General features: G+C 43.4%; 13 protein-coding genes and 1 pseudogene. 6 read left to right on the top strand and 8 right to left on the bottom strand.

The window, feature by feature from the left end; genetic code table 11:
• Positions 1–125 precede the first annotated feature (125 nt).
• Positions 126–470, top strand: coding sequence for a peptidase (locus FJU10_RS09890; RefSeq protein WP_005234590.1), 345 nt, complete (start codon positions 126–128; stop codon positions 468–470).
• A gap of 59 nt (positions 471–529) precedes the next feature.
• Here FJU10_RS09890 and FJU10_RS09885 read toward each other — a convergent pair whose 3' ends face one another.
• The 3 genes from FJU10_RS09885 to FJU10_RS09875 all read right to left on the bottom strand — a co-directional run bounded on the left by FJU10_RS09885 (position 530) and on the right by FJU10_RS09875 (position 2467).
• Positions 530–1555 (bottom strand): hypothetical protein, encoded by a 1026-nt coding sequence (locus tag FJU10_RS09885; protein WP_140965802.1) that lies wholly within the window; start codon positions 1553–1555, stop codon positions 530–532.
• A 77-nt stretch (positions 1556–1632) separates the two neighbouring features.
• Positions 1633–2034: an Ohr family peroxiredoxin gene (locus FJU10_RS09880; protein WP_140965801.1), complete on the bottom strand. Its 402-nt coding sequence runs from the start codon at positions 2032–2034 to the stop codon at positions 1633–1635.
• A 184-nt stretch (positions 2035–2218) separates the two neighbouring features.
• Entirely contained in the window at positions 2219–2467 is a 249-nt protein-coding gene (locus FJU10_RS09875; protein ID WP_077452821.1) for a GlsB/YeaQ/YmgE family stress response membrane protein, read from the bottom strand.
• Positions 2468–2873: 406 nt separating this feature from the next.
• Between FJU10_RS09875 and FJU10_RS09870 the strand changes: the two genes are divergently transcribed.
• From FJU10_RS09870 to FJU10_RS09860, 3 genes are all read left to right on the top strand, one after another.
• Entirely contained in the window at positions 2874–4133 is a 1260-nt protein-coding gene (locus FJU10_RS09870; RefSeq protein ID WP_077452822.1) for an ABC transporter substrate-binding protein, read from the top strand.
• Positions 4134–4225: 92 nt separating this feature from the next.
• Positions 4226–5098, top strand: a complete 873-nt coding sequence (locus tag FJU10_RS09865) for a carbohydrate ABC transporter permease (protein WP_086291975.1) — start codon at positions 4226–4228, stop codon at positions 5096–5098.
• A complete protein-coding gene (locus FJU10_RS09860; protein WP_010747711.1) occupies positions 5088–5939 on the top strand; it encodes a carbohydrate ABC transporter permease in 852 nt (283 codons plus the stop codon). The genes FJU10_RS09865 and FJU10_RS09860 overlap by 11 nt, the downstream gene beginning before the upstream one ends.
• 73 nt (positions 5940–6012) lie before the next feature.
• On the opposite strand, the gene FJU10_RS09855 is transcribed toward FJU10_RS09860, so the two are convergent.
• Complete coding sequence (locus FJU10_RS09855; protein ID WP_081117409.1) at positions 6013–6954, bottom strand: magnesium transporter CorA family protein; 942 nt, start codon at positions 6952–6954, stop codon at positions 6013–6015.
• Positions 6955–7141: 187 nt separating this feature from the next.
• Between FJU10_RS09855 and FJU10_RS09850 the strand changes: the two are divergent.
• Together FJU10_RS09850 and FJU10_RS09845 are read left to right on the top strand one after the other, a co-directional pair.
• Positions 7142–7969, top strand: a pseudogene (locus FJU10_RS09850) (manganese catalase family protein).
• 132 nt (positions 7970–8101) lie between these two features.
• Complete coding sequence (locus tag FJU10_RS09845; protein ID WP_140965800.1) at positions 8102–8941, top strand: aldo/keto reductase; 840 nt, start codon at positions 8102–8104, stop codon at positions 8939–8941.
• Between the two features lie 50 nt (positions 8942–8991).
• Here the strand turns inward: FJU10_RS09845 and FJU10_RS09840 are convergent, their stop codons facing one another.
• The 4 genes from FJU10_RS09840 to FJU10_RS09825 all read right to left on the bottom strand — a co-directional run bounded on the left by FJU10_RS09840 (position 8992) and on the right by FJU10_RS09825 (position 15267).
• Positions 8992–12081 carry an alpha-mannosidase gene (locus FJU10_RS09840; protein ID WP_140965799.1) on the bottom strand — a complete coding sequence of 1030 codons (3090 nt, stop codon included), beginning with the start codon at positions 12079–12081 and terminating at the stop codon, positions 8992–8994.
• Positions 12078–12908 (bottom strand): carbohydrate ABC transporter permease, encoded by an 831-nt coding sequence (locus FJU10_RS09835; RefSeq protein WP_034878427.1) that lies wholly within the window; start codon positions 12906–12908, stop codon positions 12078–12080. The genes FJU10_RS09840 and FJU10_RS09835 overlap by 4 nt, the downstream gene beginning before the upstream one ends.
• A 9-nt stretch (positions 12909–12917) precedes the next feature.
• Entirely contained in the window at positions 12918–13811 is an 894-nt protein-coding gene (locus FJU10_RS09830) for a carbohydrate ABC transporter permease (RefSeq protein WP_077452827.1), read from the bottom strand.
• 85 nt (positions 13812–13896) lie between these two features.
• Positions 13897–15267, bottom strand: a complete 1371-nt coding sequence (locus FJU10_RS09825) for an extracellular solute-binding protein (protein ID WP_077452828.1) — start codon at positions 15265–15267, stop codon at positions 13897–13899.
• Between the last annotated feature and the right edge of the window lie 177 nt (positions 15268–15444).

Here is a 15444-nt window from a genome sequence, read left to right as displayed (position 1 = left end):
AATTTCTATTGTTGGTTATTTTTCTTATAGAATATTTCTAAACTATGGTAAACTATTGTTAAGAGAACCTGTGCTTTCACCGAGATCAAAACATTCGGGAAAACTTACTTTAGGAGGGACATTAGATGGAGAATGAGCATCCATTGCATTATTTTAAAAATGGACTGACCATCGGTTTAGGTCTTGGCTTTGCAGGAGGAATTTTTTCAACGATCTGGTTGAAGAAAAGGCAAGCCATGAATGCCGATGATGTCTTAGACAATATAAAAGCGGCGTTTATCAAAGAAGGACCGATCGAAGGTTCTTGGATCAATTTCGAAAAACAACCTTTGCGCAAATTTGCGATCACTTCCCAAGGATATACTGGCGGCATCACCCGCACCGAAGACGGACAGCTTGTCACCTATGAATTTTTGGCAGATGCTCATACAGGTACCGTCTTAGATATCCAACGAGCAATCGTGGAATAATCACTGCACTTACGACCAGCTTCTTAAGAGGCTGGTCTTTTTTCTTTTAAGCAGTGCTTTTACTGGAGCAAGGTCGCAAGGTCCAATACCACGACTTCATCAATGCTGCCGCCTTTTTGCCGATACGCCCATGCCCCACTTTCAAACAAGCAGTACAGCTGCCCTTTTTCTACCACGATCTGTTCAAGGTAATGGGGAAACTTGATGCGTCGCAACGCATGTTTGCGGGTCAGTACCGTTGCATCCTTTGGAAAGACCCATAACTCCGCCGACCCTGGTCCAAAAGAACGCGCCAGCAACAAGTATTCAGTGGTAAAGGCGATACTTTGGACTTTCGTGGTGGTGACCCTTCTCTTACGCGGCTTGATGCGAGGAGGCGCTTTGCGACCGCTGTCTGAAAGAACAGGCAACGGATAATTCGCCACCACACCCCCTTGTTTCAAGGCAAAGGTTCCTGAGATAAGTTCACCGCCATCGGCTGCCAAATAGGAGCTGTGAGTGATGCCTGCCAATTCGATGACTTGCTGATAAGCGATAGGCTGATTGGTTTCATCTTCCAGCAGTGCTTGCAAAGAAACACACGCCACGCGCCCCATTCCTTTCCCTGTAATGGTTAGCCACAGCATTTGCGTTGCTCGATCAAAGACTAGTCCACCGACATGGGGGCGTTTTGGCAGAACCACCGTTTTCAGATGCCGCCCGCTCGTTCTTTCTATTATATAAAGCTGTGAGTGATGTTCCTGCTGCGAACAATACGCTGAGATGAACAAATAGTCCTCTGAAACGGCCAACCCTTGTGGGGTCATTGCCTGACATTGATCTGCATGCTTGTGCAGCCTCGTTTCTGCTTTCGCCGTTGCCGTCGTTGCCACTGCGGCAGTGGCTTCTTTTAAACCGGGAACCAAAAGGACTGCTTCCCTTTTCGCCCCGGCTGCCAGCCACGCTTGCCGCACACTGGGATAACGCTTCAGCTGGGCTGCCAGTGCTTGGTTGTGGCGTGTATGTCGGTGCTTTTTTAGCCAGTACACCACAAAAAGGCCAACCGCAAACACGCCTAAAAGCAGCAAGCTCTCTGTTTGTCTCATTGATTGGCCTCCTTGATGAATTCCCTCTTGTCGGCTGATTTATCAGCCGCTTATTGTTTGTCTATTCGCAATAATGCTTAGACTACTTGAACTTCGACATCAATGTTGCCGCGAGTGGCCCGAGAATACGGACAAAAATCATGGGCTTCTTCTGCGATTTTCTCCGCTTCGGCCCTTTCAACGCCTGGTAAGGATACTTCTAAAATCACGCCGATTTGGTAACTGCCGTCCTCATGCTGATACAAAGACACTCTTGCTTTAACTTCGGATTCGGATTCGATGTTATGCTCTTTCAGCATATGCTGTACGGCACCGTTGAAGCATGAAGCATAGCCTGCGGCAAATAATTGTTCTGGGTTAGTCCCTTCACTATGAAGACCCGGTTTGTCAATTTTCAGGTGAAAACTGCCATTTGGTGCTTCGACCTCTCCGACACGACCGCCTCGATTGATCATCGCTGTTTCATATTGCTTTTTCATTGAACCTCTTCCTTTCTTTTTTTGACCTACTTCAAGTGTAACGACAATTTCCCGATATGACAAAAGGATTGCTTGTACTTGTTTCTTGAAAACAAAAAAGGCAAACCCAGAAACTCTGGATTTGCCTGTCTATTCGAGGTAATTGCTACCCGAAATAAATAAATGGAAACAATTGCTGAATGGACTAGCCGTTTGAACGTCCTAAGAAGAATGAAACAACAGCAACGACAATAACCGCACCAATAATTGATGGGATGATTGCCATTCCAGCAAGTGATGGACCCCAAGAACCTAAGATCGCTTGTCCAATAGCTGAACCTACTAAACCTGCAACGATGTTGGCGATCCAACCCATTGATCCACCTTTATTTGTGATAGCTCCGGCGATCAAACCGATAATAGCTCCTACGATTAATACCCATAACCAATGCATATTTTTCTCCTTCTTTCTTTTAAGTAGTTATTACACATATTATGTTACGCTTAATCCCCGTTTTAGACAAAAGATTTGCACTCAATTTGCAAAAAAAATTTTCAAACCTTGTTATATTAACGTTTATCAGCACTTCTTAATTATCGTTGTAAGAGCTTTAATTCGTTTTTTTTAGTATTGGTGCATTTTTTGAAATCGTTTTATTTTGTATTTTGTATCTTATCCGCTAAACTGAGGGAGAACCACTCTTATTTTGTCAGATAATTGGCACTTTTCACTCCTCGATCAGTCCTAGGACTGCTATCTTTTCAGAACTTCAGCTATTTTTCATTGGGGGACGTTTCGATCGTTTTCGATTGGAAACGTTTTTTTGAACAAAAATCATTCAATAAAGGAGAGGAACAAAATGAACAAAAAAATAGGGTATTCAATTTTGTCTTTAGCGGCAGTGATGTTGGGGGTCGCTGGATGCGGCAGTGGTGACAGTGCCAGCGACAGCAAACAGATCCGTATGTTCGTTTCTGGAGATACCAGTGAAGGCGGCGCTTATTCGAAAATGGCGGAAAAATACAAGGAAGAAACTGGTGTGACTGTCGAAGTCACCGATGTGCCTTATGCGGACTTGCTGACAAAGATCACCAAAGCTGTTCAAGCAGATGATGCGCCAGAGGTCGTGCGGGTTTCTACCGTTCAACCTGACTGGAATGACTATCTGATGGATCTATCAGACATCGCCAGTGAGGCAAAAACATTGGAATCGATGACGATCAAAGATGAAGCAGATGTCGTCAAAGCGCTCCCTTCCGATGTCACTGCCACTGGGTTGTTTATCAATACGGATTTGTTTGACGAAGCTGGTGTGACCTACCCCACTTCGGAAGAAGACATTTGGACTTGGGATGAATTTTTAACTGCGATCAATGAAGTCGTTGAAAAAACCGATGCCAAATACGGCATGGTCATGGACGCGTCGGATCACCGTTTACGGGCTTTCACCTATCAATACGGGGGACAAGATTTCTTTTTAGATGACAGCGGTGATTCTTATACGACCGATGATGCTACGAAAGCGGCTTTGCAAAAATTTGTGGATTTGAACAATGACGAAGTGATGCCAAAATCGGTTTGGACCTCTGGAGAAGATGCTTCTGCTATGTTCAAGAGCGGCCGTGTTCCAGCTTACTTTTCTGGCAGCTGGCAGATCGTTGATTTTTCTACCAACATCAGCAACTTTAACTGGCAATCCACCTATTCTCCTTATGAAGAGACCCGCGCGGTAAATATGGGCGGCAACTTCATCACTGGCTTCAACAATAGTAAAAACAGTGAAGAAGGCGAAAAATTCATCAAATGGTTGTACGAAGAAGAAAATTACAAACAGCTTTGTACCTATGCTGGCTACTTACCTGCGGTGGAAGATTTGACGGTCGATTATGAACAAGGTCAGGACGCTTATGAAATCTACAACCAAGAGATCGCAGCCGCTGCTCAACCAATCAGCAGCAAGCAAACCACCGATCAAGTGACGATGAGTATGAAAGGCTACACTGGATTGACAGGGGCTTACCGTGATGCCATCGTGCAAGTATTAAATGATGAAATTACATTAGATGAGGCAATCGACAAGACGATCAAGGATTACAATGATGGGTTTTTGAAGAAATAAACAGACGTTCAACCACAAAGAACCCATAGTCTGGCTTTTTGCAGACTGCGGGTTCTTTGTTGCTGATACGATCGTCGGAGGAGGAATTTTCTATGAGCACTTTACAAAAAAACAAATGGCCGTTGTTTTTCACTGGCGCAAGCATCATTTTGTTCATTATCTTCTTTTTGATTCCAGCACTCTTAGGACTTTATTACTCGTTGACGGACTATAAAGGCTTTGCGACAGCCAATTTTATCGGCTTGGCAAACTACCAAGAATTGTTTCAAGACGCCAGCTTTTATAAAGCACTATTCCGCACATTTCGTTATGTGATCATTCTGGTCCCAAGTATCTATGTCGTTTCTCTCGCCGTCGCTTTGATGTTGAATAGTCAGTTGGCGAAAGGCAAATTTTTCGCAAAGATCATTTTTTTCTTACCATGGACCATCTCTGGGATCATCGCTGGGGTTATCTGGAAATGGCTGTTTGGTGAAAACTTTGGCTTTATCAACTTTATTCTAGAGCAAGCGGGACAACAAACTGTCCCGTGGTTTACCGACTCGAATGCTGCCTTTTCTGTCATTATTTTGGCTGCCATCTGGGGCGGCACTGCCTTTAACATGCTGCAATTTACTGCAGCTTTGAAAAATATCCCCCGCTCGTTGTATGAAGCTGCCGAGATCGACGGCGCTAGCTTTGGGCACAAATTGCGCTACATCACATTGCCTATGCTGCGGCCAACTTCCTTTATGGTCATCTTATTGGCTTCGATCGGCGCTATGAAAGAGTTCGCCCTCGTGCAATCGCTGACTAATGGTGGTCCAGGAACCGACAACATGTTGATCGTGCAATATATCTATACGACTGGGTTTGACAAAATGCGGGTCGGCTATGCCAGTGCTGCCTCCATGGTTCTTTTCGTGATTCTTTTACTGTTAGGCTTAGCACAAATGAAGATTGGAGGCGGCAAGAATGACATCTAAGACCATCAAAACCAAACGACCTGTCACAAGAAAGTCAGCGATGTTTTTTTTAACGCTGGCATTGATCATCACTTCCCTACTGTACCTTTTTCCACTGCTTTGGTTCTTATTGAGTGCCTTCAAACCAGGGACTGAACTATTTGCTTATCCCTTGAAAATCATTCCTGAAAATCCAACCATTCAAAACTTTATTGATGCTTGGACGACATTGGATTTCTTTCGTTACTTCAATAATACGTTGATTTCAGCGGTCGTCACCACTTTATTGACGATCCTAGTCAGCGCCGCCTGTGGTTATGCCTTTGCAAAATACGATGCCAAATGGCTGCGTTTTTTCTTCATCTGTATCATCGCCACCACCATGCTGCCGACGGAAGTTATCATGAATCCGACGTTTTCCGTCATTCGTTCGCTAGGCTTATATGATAACTTGCTGGGGATCATCATTCCTTCCATCAATACAGCAACCGGTATCTTTATGTTTCGGACCTTTTTCGTCTCCGTTCCTGACGATTTGATTGAATCAGCCCGCATCGATGGCGCCTCGGATGGGATGATCTTTTTGAAAATCATGCTGCCGATTGCCCGACCAATCATTATGACACTGGGGATCTTTTCGTTCCAGTGGCGGTGGAATGATTATATCTGGCCCTTGATCGTCTTGAATGATCCGAAAAAATATACCTTGCAAGTGGCGATCCGCAGCTTGGTGGGCGCGGAAAATATCAATTGGACGATTTTGATCGCTGCCTCAGTAATTTCCATTTTGCCTTTGCTGCTGGTCTTTCTCGCCTTTCAGCGCTGGATTCTCGACAGCAATTTAGACAGCGGGCTAAAATAAAAAAAAGTGCCGACTGCTTCGTCGCACCTTTCTCCTTTTATGGACGAACGGTGCCACAGAGCAGCGGCGCTTTTTATTTTGAGAAGTCTTTTCGTGACAAGTAAACGGCGGTTAAGATGCCGACTAAAATAGCCAAGCCGAAGACGACGATCGTACCGATCGCATTGTCTTTTCCTGGCAGTCCTCCGGTGTTGATCCCCCATAGCCCCGCGATCAAGGATGGCACAGCCACCACTAATGCCGCAGAATCTAAGTATTTCATCAGATGGTTTAGATTGTTGTCCATCATATCGGAGAACAAGCCACCGATAGTTTCTAACAAGTCGCGATAGATGGTGACCATTTTCATGGCAAATTTCTGCCGTAGCTTGATGTCATAAACAAGTGCTTCATTATCCAAACGATCCAAAAATTCTTTGCGATCCATCAATCGATCGACAGTATGGTTTTGGTCCCGCAAGGTGTGATCAAGATAGACCATGTCTCGCTCGGTATCGGCTAAATTGAACAATTCCTTGTTTTCCGTCGTTTTACGGGCTGCTTGATCCAAATCATCGATTTGCTTCTTCATTCCCTGCAGACCTTTGATGTAATGGGTGTAGATCATCAACGTCGAGTAAGCAACAATATCTTCATACCGTTGAATATCTTGCTCATGCTTTTCAATCAGGCGTTTAATCAGTGTAGATTGATGAGAGACATAAGTGATTAAAAGATCTTTGGTATAAATAAAAGTCACCGGTTCTAAACGATCTTCGATGCGGTCTTGTGTCACTTCTGACAAATCGATCAAGGTATAAAGAATCGGATGATTTAACTTAGTATTACGTAAGTATTCCAAACGTGAGACTTCTTCTGGTTCATTGGCGCCAATAAAAATATCTTCGGGCAGTTGATACTTATCTAACAAGTGGCGTTGTTCCTCTGGATCTGTCCCAGAAACCACCAGCCAATTGTAATCTTCCTCCGAGGATTCCCTTATTTTTCGGTCGTCCATTTTGTAATACTGAAACATGGTGACTCGCTCCTTTTCTAATTCTCTCTTAATTTAACTATCTAACGCTTCTCGCTTTTTGTCAAAGTAAATGGCTTTTCTTTTTGGAGGTTTTTTCATTTTGAACTAAGTGCATTTTATTAGACGAACCTTTCGATTCATGAGAAACTTTTTATGGGCCCAATAAAAAAATTTTAGGAGGCATAGTATGTTTCGTCATCAAAAAGAACTACAGTTTGAAGCTAAACCAGAAAAACCAAATCCGTTAGTTGCGAAATACCTTCAAGAATTAATCGGTGGACAATATGGAGAAATGAGTGTTGCCATGTAATACTTATTCCAAGGATGGAGCTGCCGTGGGGAAGAAAAATACAAAGACATGTTAATGGATATCGCTACTGAAGAGCTTGGACACGTTGAAATGTTAGCAACGATGGTTGCACGTCTGTTGGAAGGTGCACCTGTGGAAGATCAGGAAGCCGCCATGAAAAAAGACCCAACGATCGGTGCGATCATTTCCGGAATGAACCCGCAACATGCCATCGTTGCCGGCTTAGGACCACGTCCTGCTGATAGCGTCGGCAATCCATGGTCAGGTGCGTATATCATTGCTAGTGGCAACTTGCTTGCTGATTTCCGTGCCAACTTAAATGCGGAATCACAAGGTCGTCTGCAAGTAGCACGCATCTATGAGATGATCGATGACCGTGGGGTCAAAGACTTACTTTCGGTCTTATTAGCGCGTGATAGCTACCACCAAAATCTCTGGGCAGCTGCCGTGAAAGAATTGGAAGAAAACGAAGGCTCAATTTTAGTGCCAAGTACCTTTGACCGCAAAAACGAACGCTTAGATATCGCTTATGATTTCTATAACTTCTCAGAAGGCGACCAAAGCAAAGAAGGCTCTTGGGCGAAAGGCAAAGCCCTTGACGGTGAAGGCGAATACCAATGGCTAGACGAACCAAAAGTCGAAGGAAAAGCGCCAAAACTCGATCAAGTCACACCAAAAATGTATGGCACACTGCCTGAAAAATAATTTGATCAAAAAGAGCAATTGTTTCTGAAACAGAAACCGTTGCTCTTTTTTCTTTGTCTGTTTGAGCAAGTTGGTTACGTTCTTGTCAAAAAAGCGTTAGAGTAGAATGTAAAGAAAAGGAGGAATCATTTTATGAAAGCACCTTTACTGACATTAAACGACGGCAATTTACGCCCCGCAGTGGGCATCGGTACCTATCAGATCCGCGGTGGCGAAGGGTTGAGCCAGCTGCAAGCAGCGATCGCTGACGGGTATCGATTGATCGATTCTTCAACCAATTATGACAATGAAGGCATTGTCGGCAAAGCGATCCGTCGCTCTGGTATCCCACGTTCAGAATTTTATATCACCTCAAAATTACCGGGAAAATACCATAGCTATGATGATGCCTTAACCAGCATTCAAGAATCCCTTGCTCGCATGGGACTCGACTACTTCGATGCCTTTTTGATCCACTGGCCATTACCAAAACGCGGCAAATATGTCGAAGCTTGGCAAGCCTTAGTGACCGCCCAAAAATTAGGCTTAATCCGTTCCATCGGCGTTTCCAATTTTGAACCAGAACATTTGGATGCCATCATTGAAGCAACTGGTGTGACCCCTGCGCTAAATCAAATTGAGATCCATCCTTACTGGGTCCAAGAACGAATGGTTGCAGAGAACAAAAAACGCGGCATCGTAACAGAAGCTTGGAGCCCACTAGGTCGTGGCAGCGATGCCCTGAAAGAACCACTGATCACTGAATTAGCTGAGAAATACCAAAAATCAGCTGGTCAAATCATCTTGCGCTGGCATGTGGAACGTGGCATTTTGCCCCTTCCAAAATCAAGAAACCTCGCCCATCAACGAGAAAATCTTGCAATCTTCGACTTTGAACTGAATGAAGATGAAATCAATCAAATCAATCAGTTAAACAAGGAAGACGGCCGTATTGATGGTCAAGACCCAAATGAGTATGAAGAGTTTGAATAAACAAAACCAGCAGCTTCTCCGCTATAAATGGAGAAACTGCTGGTTTTAGTTTATCTCAACTCAAAATGAAATGTTTTTATTTCGAAGGGTGACAAGGTAAATGAGACTTCATCTTTCCACTGCTCATTATTTAAAGGTATCTCCATTAAATCTGTTTCTTGCCAAAAACTGCTTGGCAACTGCAATGTAACCTTTCTAGTTCCTCCCGTGTGATCATGTAAGCGTAAAATCCACCCTTTGCCGGTTTCTGCTTGCTTGATGGCGTCGATGTTAACTGAGGTTTCACAGTCTATTTGCAACGGAAGCAACCAAGAATGTTCTCCGTTAATAACCGTTAATGGCGAGTTGAGGGACCATGCTTCTTCCATTGTTCCCCCATCGATGGCATCGCGCTCGTGGGCATAAAAACTGTAAGTAAATTTGTGATCGCCATCGTCAGCCAGTGGATCAGGATAAATAGCGCCTTTAAGCAAGGTCAAGCTTAATTGATTTTCCTTAACAGCATAACCATATTTACAGTCATTCAATAAACTTACCCCACAATATTTTTCTGAAAGGTCTGCCCATTGGTGGCCTACTGTTTCAAACTGAGCCAATTGCCAACTGGTATTAGCATGGGTAGCTCGTTTTACATTTCCGTACTGAATATCAAATACTGCTTCAGTTGATCGAATTGCTGCATCAAAGTTTACCTTCAACAGTTGTTGACGTTCATGCCATGACACGTTTGTTAAAAAATCGATTCGTTGTGTATGAGCATAGACCCGCATTTCCTGATGTATCTGCGAATTACCAAACGTATACTCAAATATTACGGAAGCATAAAGCGCATTATTTGAGCTTAATCGTATTTGATTGGCTTGAAGCACTGTTGCTTTTTCTTGATAAAAACTATCGATATCCCATGCATCGTAATTTAAAGGTTTGTCTTCAAATAGCTGAAAAACATTCCCTTTTCCTTCCAACATTTCTCTACCTAGTTTCTTATCAAAAATGCTGATCAAATTTCCCGATGTTTCCCATAAAATTCGCAAACGATCGGTCTCAAGCGCCCCCTCTGTGAATACAGCGAGCGGTTTGATGTCTTTATTTCCTGCTATCGGTTGAAACTCTATGACCACCTGACTCATCCGCGGAACATTTGCCACAAGAACAGACTGTTTTTCTCCGTCAAAATAAGCCGGAAGTTCTTTTCCTTGTGAATCAATAAAGCGGCCTTCTTGTAAAAGGGGAAGTTCCACCAATTCATTCCGTGACCAGCCAGCTGTATTGATGACTGTATACTTTTGACTAGCAGGTCCATTTAATTCTTCAAATAACTGTTGAATGGTCTTAGTCACGACGGCAAACTCTGCTCTATGGTCTTGATAAACTTCTTTGATCGAAGAACCAGGAATAATATCGTGGAATTGATTACGAAGAACCGTCTCCCATGTTTCAAAAAGCGGATCCTTAGGATACTCGTCTTCTTTGCTGGCTGCTAAACATGTATAGAGAATCTCAAGTTCCCGTAGAGCAATTTCAGCTTTTCGATTCATTTTTTTGACAAACGCTTGCGAGGTATAGGTTCCTCGATGATATTCCAAGTACAATTCGCCATCCCAACGAGAGACCAGCGGCTTATTTTGTTCTACTGTCTGATGCAGTCGTTCAAAAAAGGCTTTCGCTTTTCCTGTTTTGACTTGCGGCAATCCTGGAATCTGGTCAAGGCGTCGTCGATTTTCCAGCATCTCTCTAGTGACACCGCCTCCGCCGTCCCCATGACCGTAAGACAGCAGAAATTCTTGATTCAAACGCTTGTCTTGATATCCGTCGTAAATTCCTTGAACGGTCTCAGGAGAAAGCGTTCCATTGTAGGTATAAAACCATTCTTCTGCCCATTCATCCGTTTTACCATCAACTGGCGTGGTGATAAAATGCGTCAAAATGTCTGTCCCATCGATCCCCCGCCAATAAAAGGTATCATGAGGCATCCGGTTATATTGATTCCAGCTGATTTTGGTCGTCATAAACGTCTCAATACCTGATTTTTTCAAAATTTGAGGCAATGCCCAAGAATAGCCGAACACATCCGGAAGCCACAAGAAATGCATTTCTTTGTCAAATTCTTCCTTCACAAATTTTTTCCCATGGAGTATCTGACGGACCAATGATTCACCTGACGGTATATTGCAATCGGCTTCCAGCCACATGGCTCCGTCCACTTCCCAGCGGCCTTCTTTGATTCTCTTTTTGATTTTCTCATAAAGAGCTGGATAGCTTTCTTTGACATATTTGTATAGCTGAGGTTGGGTTTGCAAGAAAATATATTCTGGGTATTGTTCCATCAAACGTAAAACCGTTGAAAAACTGCGGACAGCTTTTTCCCCTGTATGCTTCAGCCGCCACAGCCAAGCAACATCGATATGTGTATGGCCGACAGCTGTTACAGTGATCTCCGAAAGTTTAGGTATTTTTTGCAGTTCTTGATTTAAATAATGATCCGCTTCCTCAATGCTATGGTAAAAAGAGATAGATCCGGGTACCTGCCACAGAATCAAACGAAAGGCATCATCTAAAAGATTCAACAGCTTGTATCGTATCGGTTCATTTTCCGGTAACCCATCGATAGTTTTCGCCATCATATCAGCGAGAAAGAAACAGTCGTCAGCAGCTAAGTGTCGTTTTGCCAAACAAGCTTGCCGAAACTCATGCCGTTGAATGACTTCAGCCCCACCGCCTTCCAAGCCCGACCATAGTTTCAAATCAAGTCGGATGGTTTTCCCCCGGTAATGATCCGCCAGAAAAATCTCTGTATGATTCGAATCGACACCCTGATAAGGCTCACCATTAATCAACAGCAAGGACTCAAAGCCTGAATTATAGCCACCACCTGTACGACCAAAATCGATCAGCAGCCATAAGTCTTCCTCGTCTGGAACCACCAATTCATAATGAGCCCAAATGTAACGGTCTCTCCCTTGCCAGAAATCACCAACTGAAAGTGTAAAGTCCCACTCTTCTGGTGGGTATTGTTCCGTTTTTGACTTATCTTCTTTTGCCGACCACATTTTCAGGTCTTGTACTTTTTGAAAACGATACGTTTTTAGTTCAGCGATTCGTTTCGTTAATTTTTTTGTCGTATGAAATGGATCTTTCATCCTTTCGTCGCTCCTCCCATGCTAAATCCTTTAGACATATACGTTTGTGACAAAGCATATAAAATAACGACTGGTAAGGTATACAGCACCGAAAAAGCGGCTAAACGGCCATAATTGACCATACCAAAGTTGCCGAAAAACTGAAAGATCGAGACTGATGCCGGCATTTTTTCGGGTGACTGAATCAAAATATAAGGAACAAAGAAGTTGCCCCAGCTTCCAGTAAAAGTAAAAATACCAACCGTACAAATACCTGGAACCATCAGCGGCGCTACGACTTTTCGTACCCCTTGCCATGTTGAAGCCCCATCGACCCAAGCGGACTCTTCTAAGTCGATTGGTACCGAATCCATAAAGTTCTTCATCATCCAAATCCCATAAGGCAGTGAGGACGCCGTCAAGAAGAACGTCACCGCCAGTAATGAATCTTGAAACTTCAAAAAGATAAACAGTTGGTAGACCGGCACGATGACAGCAGTCATCGGTAATGAGGTCATGAACAGCACCGCCATCAAAAAACTTTTTTTATATCTTAACTGATACCTCGACAAGGGGTATGCTGCCAAAACACATAAGACAACAACTAAAATCGATTGACAGCCGGACAAAAGCAAGCCGATTCCAAATGACCGAATGATGGTTTGATCAGAAAGGATCGAAGCAAAATTTTCAAATGATACTGCTTCAGGTAATTTCAAAGTTTGAATAGCGCCCGGATCAATAGAGGCAATCAGCATCCACAACAGTGGGAGCAAAAACAACAAGGCTAATACTGCTAATAGCAGATAATGAATCAGGGTCTCCAATTTTTCACTGCGTTTTACCATTTTTTTCACCTACACTTTCACTTTCAGCATTTTCATATAAATCAAGCTTGCAGTAGCACCAATCAGCAGCAAGACTAGCGAAATCGCTGTTCCGTATCCTAGCTGATAGCTGACAAAAGCTTGTTTGTACATGAAGACTGGCAGCGTTGCAGTCTGATTGCCGGGACCACCACCAGTCATGGTATAAATCAACGTGAAGACACCCAATGTCTGCAAAGTGACGAGCATCAAATTCGTTGCAATGGTACCTTTGACCATCGGAATCGTAATTTTTCGAATCACTTGCCAGCGGCTGGCGCCATCCATAACCGCAGCTTCCTCTACTTCCTTAGGGATCTCATCTAAAGCGGATTGAAACACCATCATTGAAAAAGCGGTTCCTCGCCAAATATTGGCAATCACAACGCTGATCATAGGAAACGCAAACAGCCAAGCAACTGGCTCAAATCCCATCAGTCCCATCAACCAGTTGGCTGTTCCACTGTCCCCTAAAAAAGCAACCCAGCAAAAGGAAACAACGACTTCCGGCGTAACCCATGCGGCAATGATGATCAGACCGACGACTCGCCGAAAGGCACGATTCTTCTCCCGCATCATAAATGCAATCAAAAAACCTAAGAAACATTGACCAATCACTGCAGAAAAAATGACGAAAATCAAGGTTCGTACCACACTAGTTTGAAAAGCCGGATCATTGAACATGCGTACAAAGTTTTCAAAGCCGACGAACCGCAATTGACTTGCTTCAGCACCGGTCAGAGCCAAGTTCGTGAAGGAAAAGATAAAAGTTAAGATAACTGGACCAACAAAAAATATCAGCAGCAAGAGCCAACTGGGAAATAAAAAAATCAACGCTTTTTTACTATTGGACATTTGCTGCTCTCGTTTTAGCGAATTTTCCATTCTTTTCTCCTTTCTTAGTAATAAGAGAAGGAACGTTAGATACTAGTCGGATCGTTTTCAACGAGTCCTTCTCCTATTTATTTACTTAATCAATGGCATCTTCACCGACAATCCTCGTCACGTTGGCTGCGTAATCACTAGCTGCTTCTTCCGGTGTCTTGCTGCCAGTGGCAACTGCTTCAACCATTGTTTGGATTTCTACTGAAACATTTGGATATTTGTCATCTGCCGGACGGAAATGAGCATATTGTAAGAAAGAGGTTGCTTGCTCTATAAAAGGTTGCTCCTTATATTCAGCTATTTCTGCTGAATCGTCTCGGACGGTTAGATTCCCTTCAGCAATTGCACGAGCAGCTTGCTGTTCTTTTCCGCCAAGGGCCTGAACCACGCGCCAAGAAGCTTCTTTGTTTTGTGCTTTTTCGGGAATGGCCCATGTCCAGCCCCCTGACATCGTCGTAAATGGCGGTTCACCACCATTTTGTGTAGGCATGGCTGCGAACCCAAAACGTTCTGTCATATTCTCAACAGGAGTTGCCCCATTTTCTGTCCAGTTACCGGCACTCCAAAATCCATCCAGTAACATACCAACTTCATCATTAGGAAATTTGTCTTGGAACATCACTGATCCGTAATTACTGTTAATAGCAACAGATAAGGAAGGGCCTAATTGTTTCTGGTTATACACTTCATCAATAAAAGTTAAAGAGTCAATGATCCCTTGTGTATTCACTTGCCACTTTCGCGTTTCATTATCAAATAGTGTGTCTTGAGTACCGTATAAAAGCATCTGGAAAGTCTGCATAGAAACCGACTCGCCATTGGCTTTAGCTACACCCAAACCTAAAGGAATCACATTTTCATCGGAAGCTTTGATAGCTTCAGCCGCTTCGATAATCTCCCCCCAAGTTGTTGGTTGCCATTCTTCAGGCAGACCCGCTTTCTTAAAGACATTTTTGTTGTACCAAATCCCACGAGAATCAGAAGTGCCAGGAATAGCATACGTACTGCCGTCCTGCGCAATGACACCGGCTTTTAAATTCTCCGTATAATTCCCCCACTGATCCCAGTCTGCAACATAGTCATCCAGATTGGTTAAGTAACCAGCATTTGCATCAGAATTCAACATAAAGGAATCTTCTGCCACTACATCGGGTGCTGTGCTTTCTGACTGCATGGAAAGAGCAACTTTTGAAAAATAATCCCCTTCGCTTGCCGTAATCGGAGAAAGTACGATTTTAATGTCCTCATTTTCTTTCTCAAATTCTGGAATAAATGTTTCTTCCAAGTATTGGGTCATTTTATCGTTTTCCCCGGTATTGCGCCAAGTGATCTTGATCTCGGTTTTCCCTTCTGAACCTTCCCCGCTTGAAGAGCCATCGCTGTTCCCACAAGCAGCAAGAACCATTGGCAGCGTCAGGATGGTCAGGAGTGATGCAGCTTTTCTTTTCATTGACATAATCGTTCCTCCTAAATCATTTTTCATTTTCTCTCGCTTAAAGTAAGCGCTTTAAATATAGCGTATTTAGCCATTGTTGAATATCAACATTATTCGTTGGAATATACACTTTTTAACCTTAATATCAAGTTTTGTAGACAAGTACAAATAATGATGATTTGACTCAAGCTGATTTAT

Origin of the sequence: Enterococcus sp. OL5, from assembly GCF_006491895.1 — a bacterium.
In the GTDB taxonomy this organism is placed as follows: Bacteria; Bacillota; Bacilli; order Lactobacillales; family Enterococcaceae; genus Enterococcus_D; species Enterococcus_D innesii.
Note: the sequence above shows the minus strand (reverse complement) of the source record. Positions and strands in the feature narration are given on the sequence as shown.

Coding starts and splice junctions, on each gene's coding strand:
- FJU10_RS09845 (WP_140965800.1), top strand. CDS start 8,102: ATGAAAGCACCTTTACTGACATTAAACGACGGCAATTTACGCCCCGCA.
- FJU10_RS09870 (WP_077452822.1), top strand. CDS start 2,874: ATGAACAAAAAAATAGGGTATTCAATTTTGTCTTTAGCGGCAGTGATG.
- FJU10_RS09825 (WP_077452828.1), bottom strand. CDS start 15,267: ATGTCAATGAAAAGAAAAGCTGCATCACTCCTGACCATCCTGACGCTG.
- FJU10_RS09840 (WP_140965799.1), bottom strand. CDS start 12,081: ATGAAAGATCCATTTCATACGACAAAAAAATTAACGAAACGAATCGCT.
- FJU10_RS09875 (WP_077452821.1), bottom strand. CDS start 2,467: ATGCATTGGTTATGGGTATTAATCGTAGGAGCTATTATCGGTTTGATC.
- FJU10_RS09830 (WP_077452827.1), bottom strand. CDS start 13,811: ATGGAAAATTCGCTAAAACGAGAGCAGCAAATGTCCAATAGTAAAAAA.
- FJU10_RS09890 (WP_005234590.1), top strand. CDS start 126: ATGGAGAATGAGCATCCATTGCATTATTTTAAAAATGGACTGACCATC.
- FJU10_RS09855 (WP_081117409.1), bottom strand. CDS start 6,954: ATGTTTCAGTATTACAAAATGGACGACCGAAAAATAAGGGAATCCTCG.
- FJU10_RS09885 (WP_140965802.1), bottom strand. CDS start 1,555: ATGAGACAAACAGAGAGCTTGCTGCTTTTAGGCGTGTTTGCGGTTGGC.
- FJU10_RS09880 (WP_140965801.1), bottom strand. CDS start 2,034: ATGAAAAAGCAATATGAAACAGCGATGATCAATCGAGGCGGTCGTGTC.
- FJU10_RS09835 (WP_034878427.1), bottom strand. CDS start 12,908: ATGGTAAAACGCAGTGAAAAATTGGAGACCCTGATTCATTATCTGCTA.
- FJU10_RS09860 (WP_010747711.1), top strand. CDS start 5,088: ATGACATCTAAGACCATCAAAACCAAACGACCTGTCACAAGAAAGTCA.
- FJU10_RS09865 (WP_086291975.1), top strand. CDS start 4,226: ATGAGCACTTTACAAAAAAACAAATGGCCGTTGTTTTTCACTGGCGCA.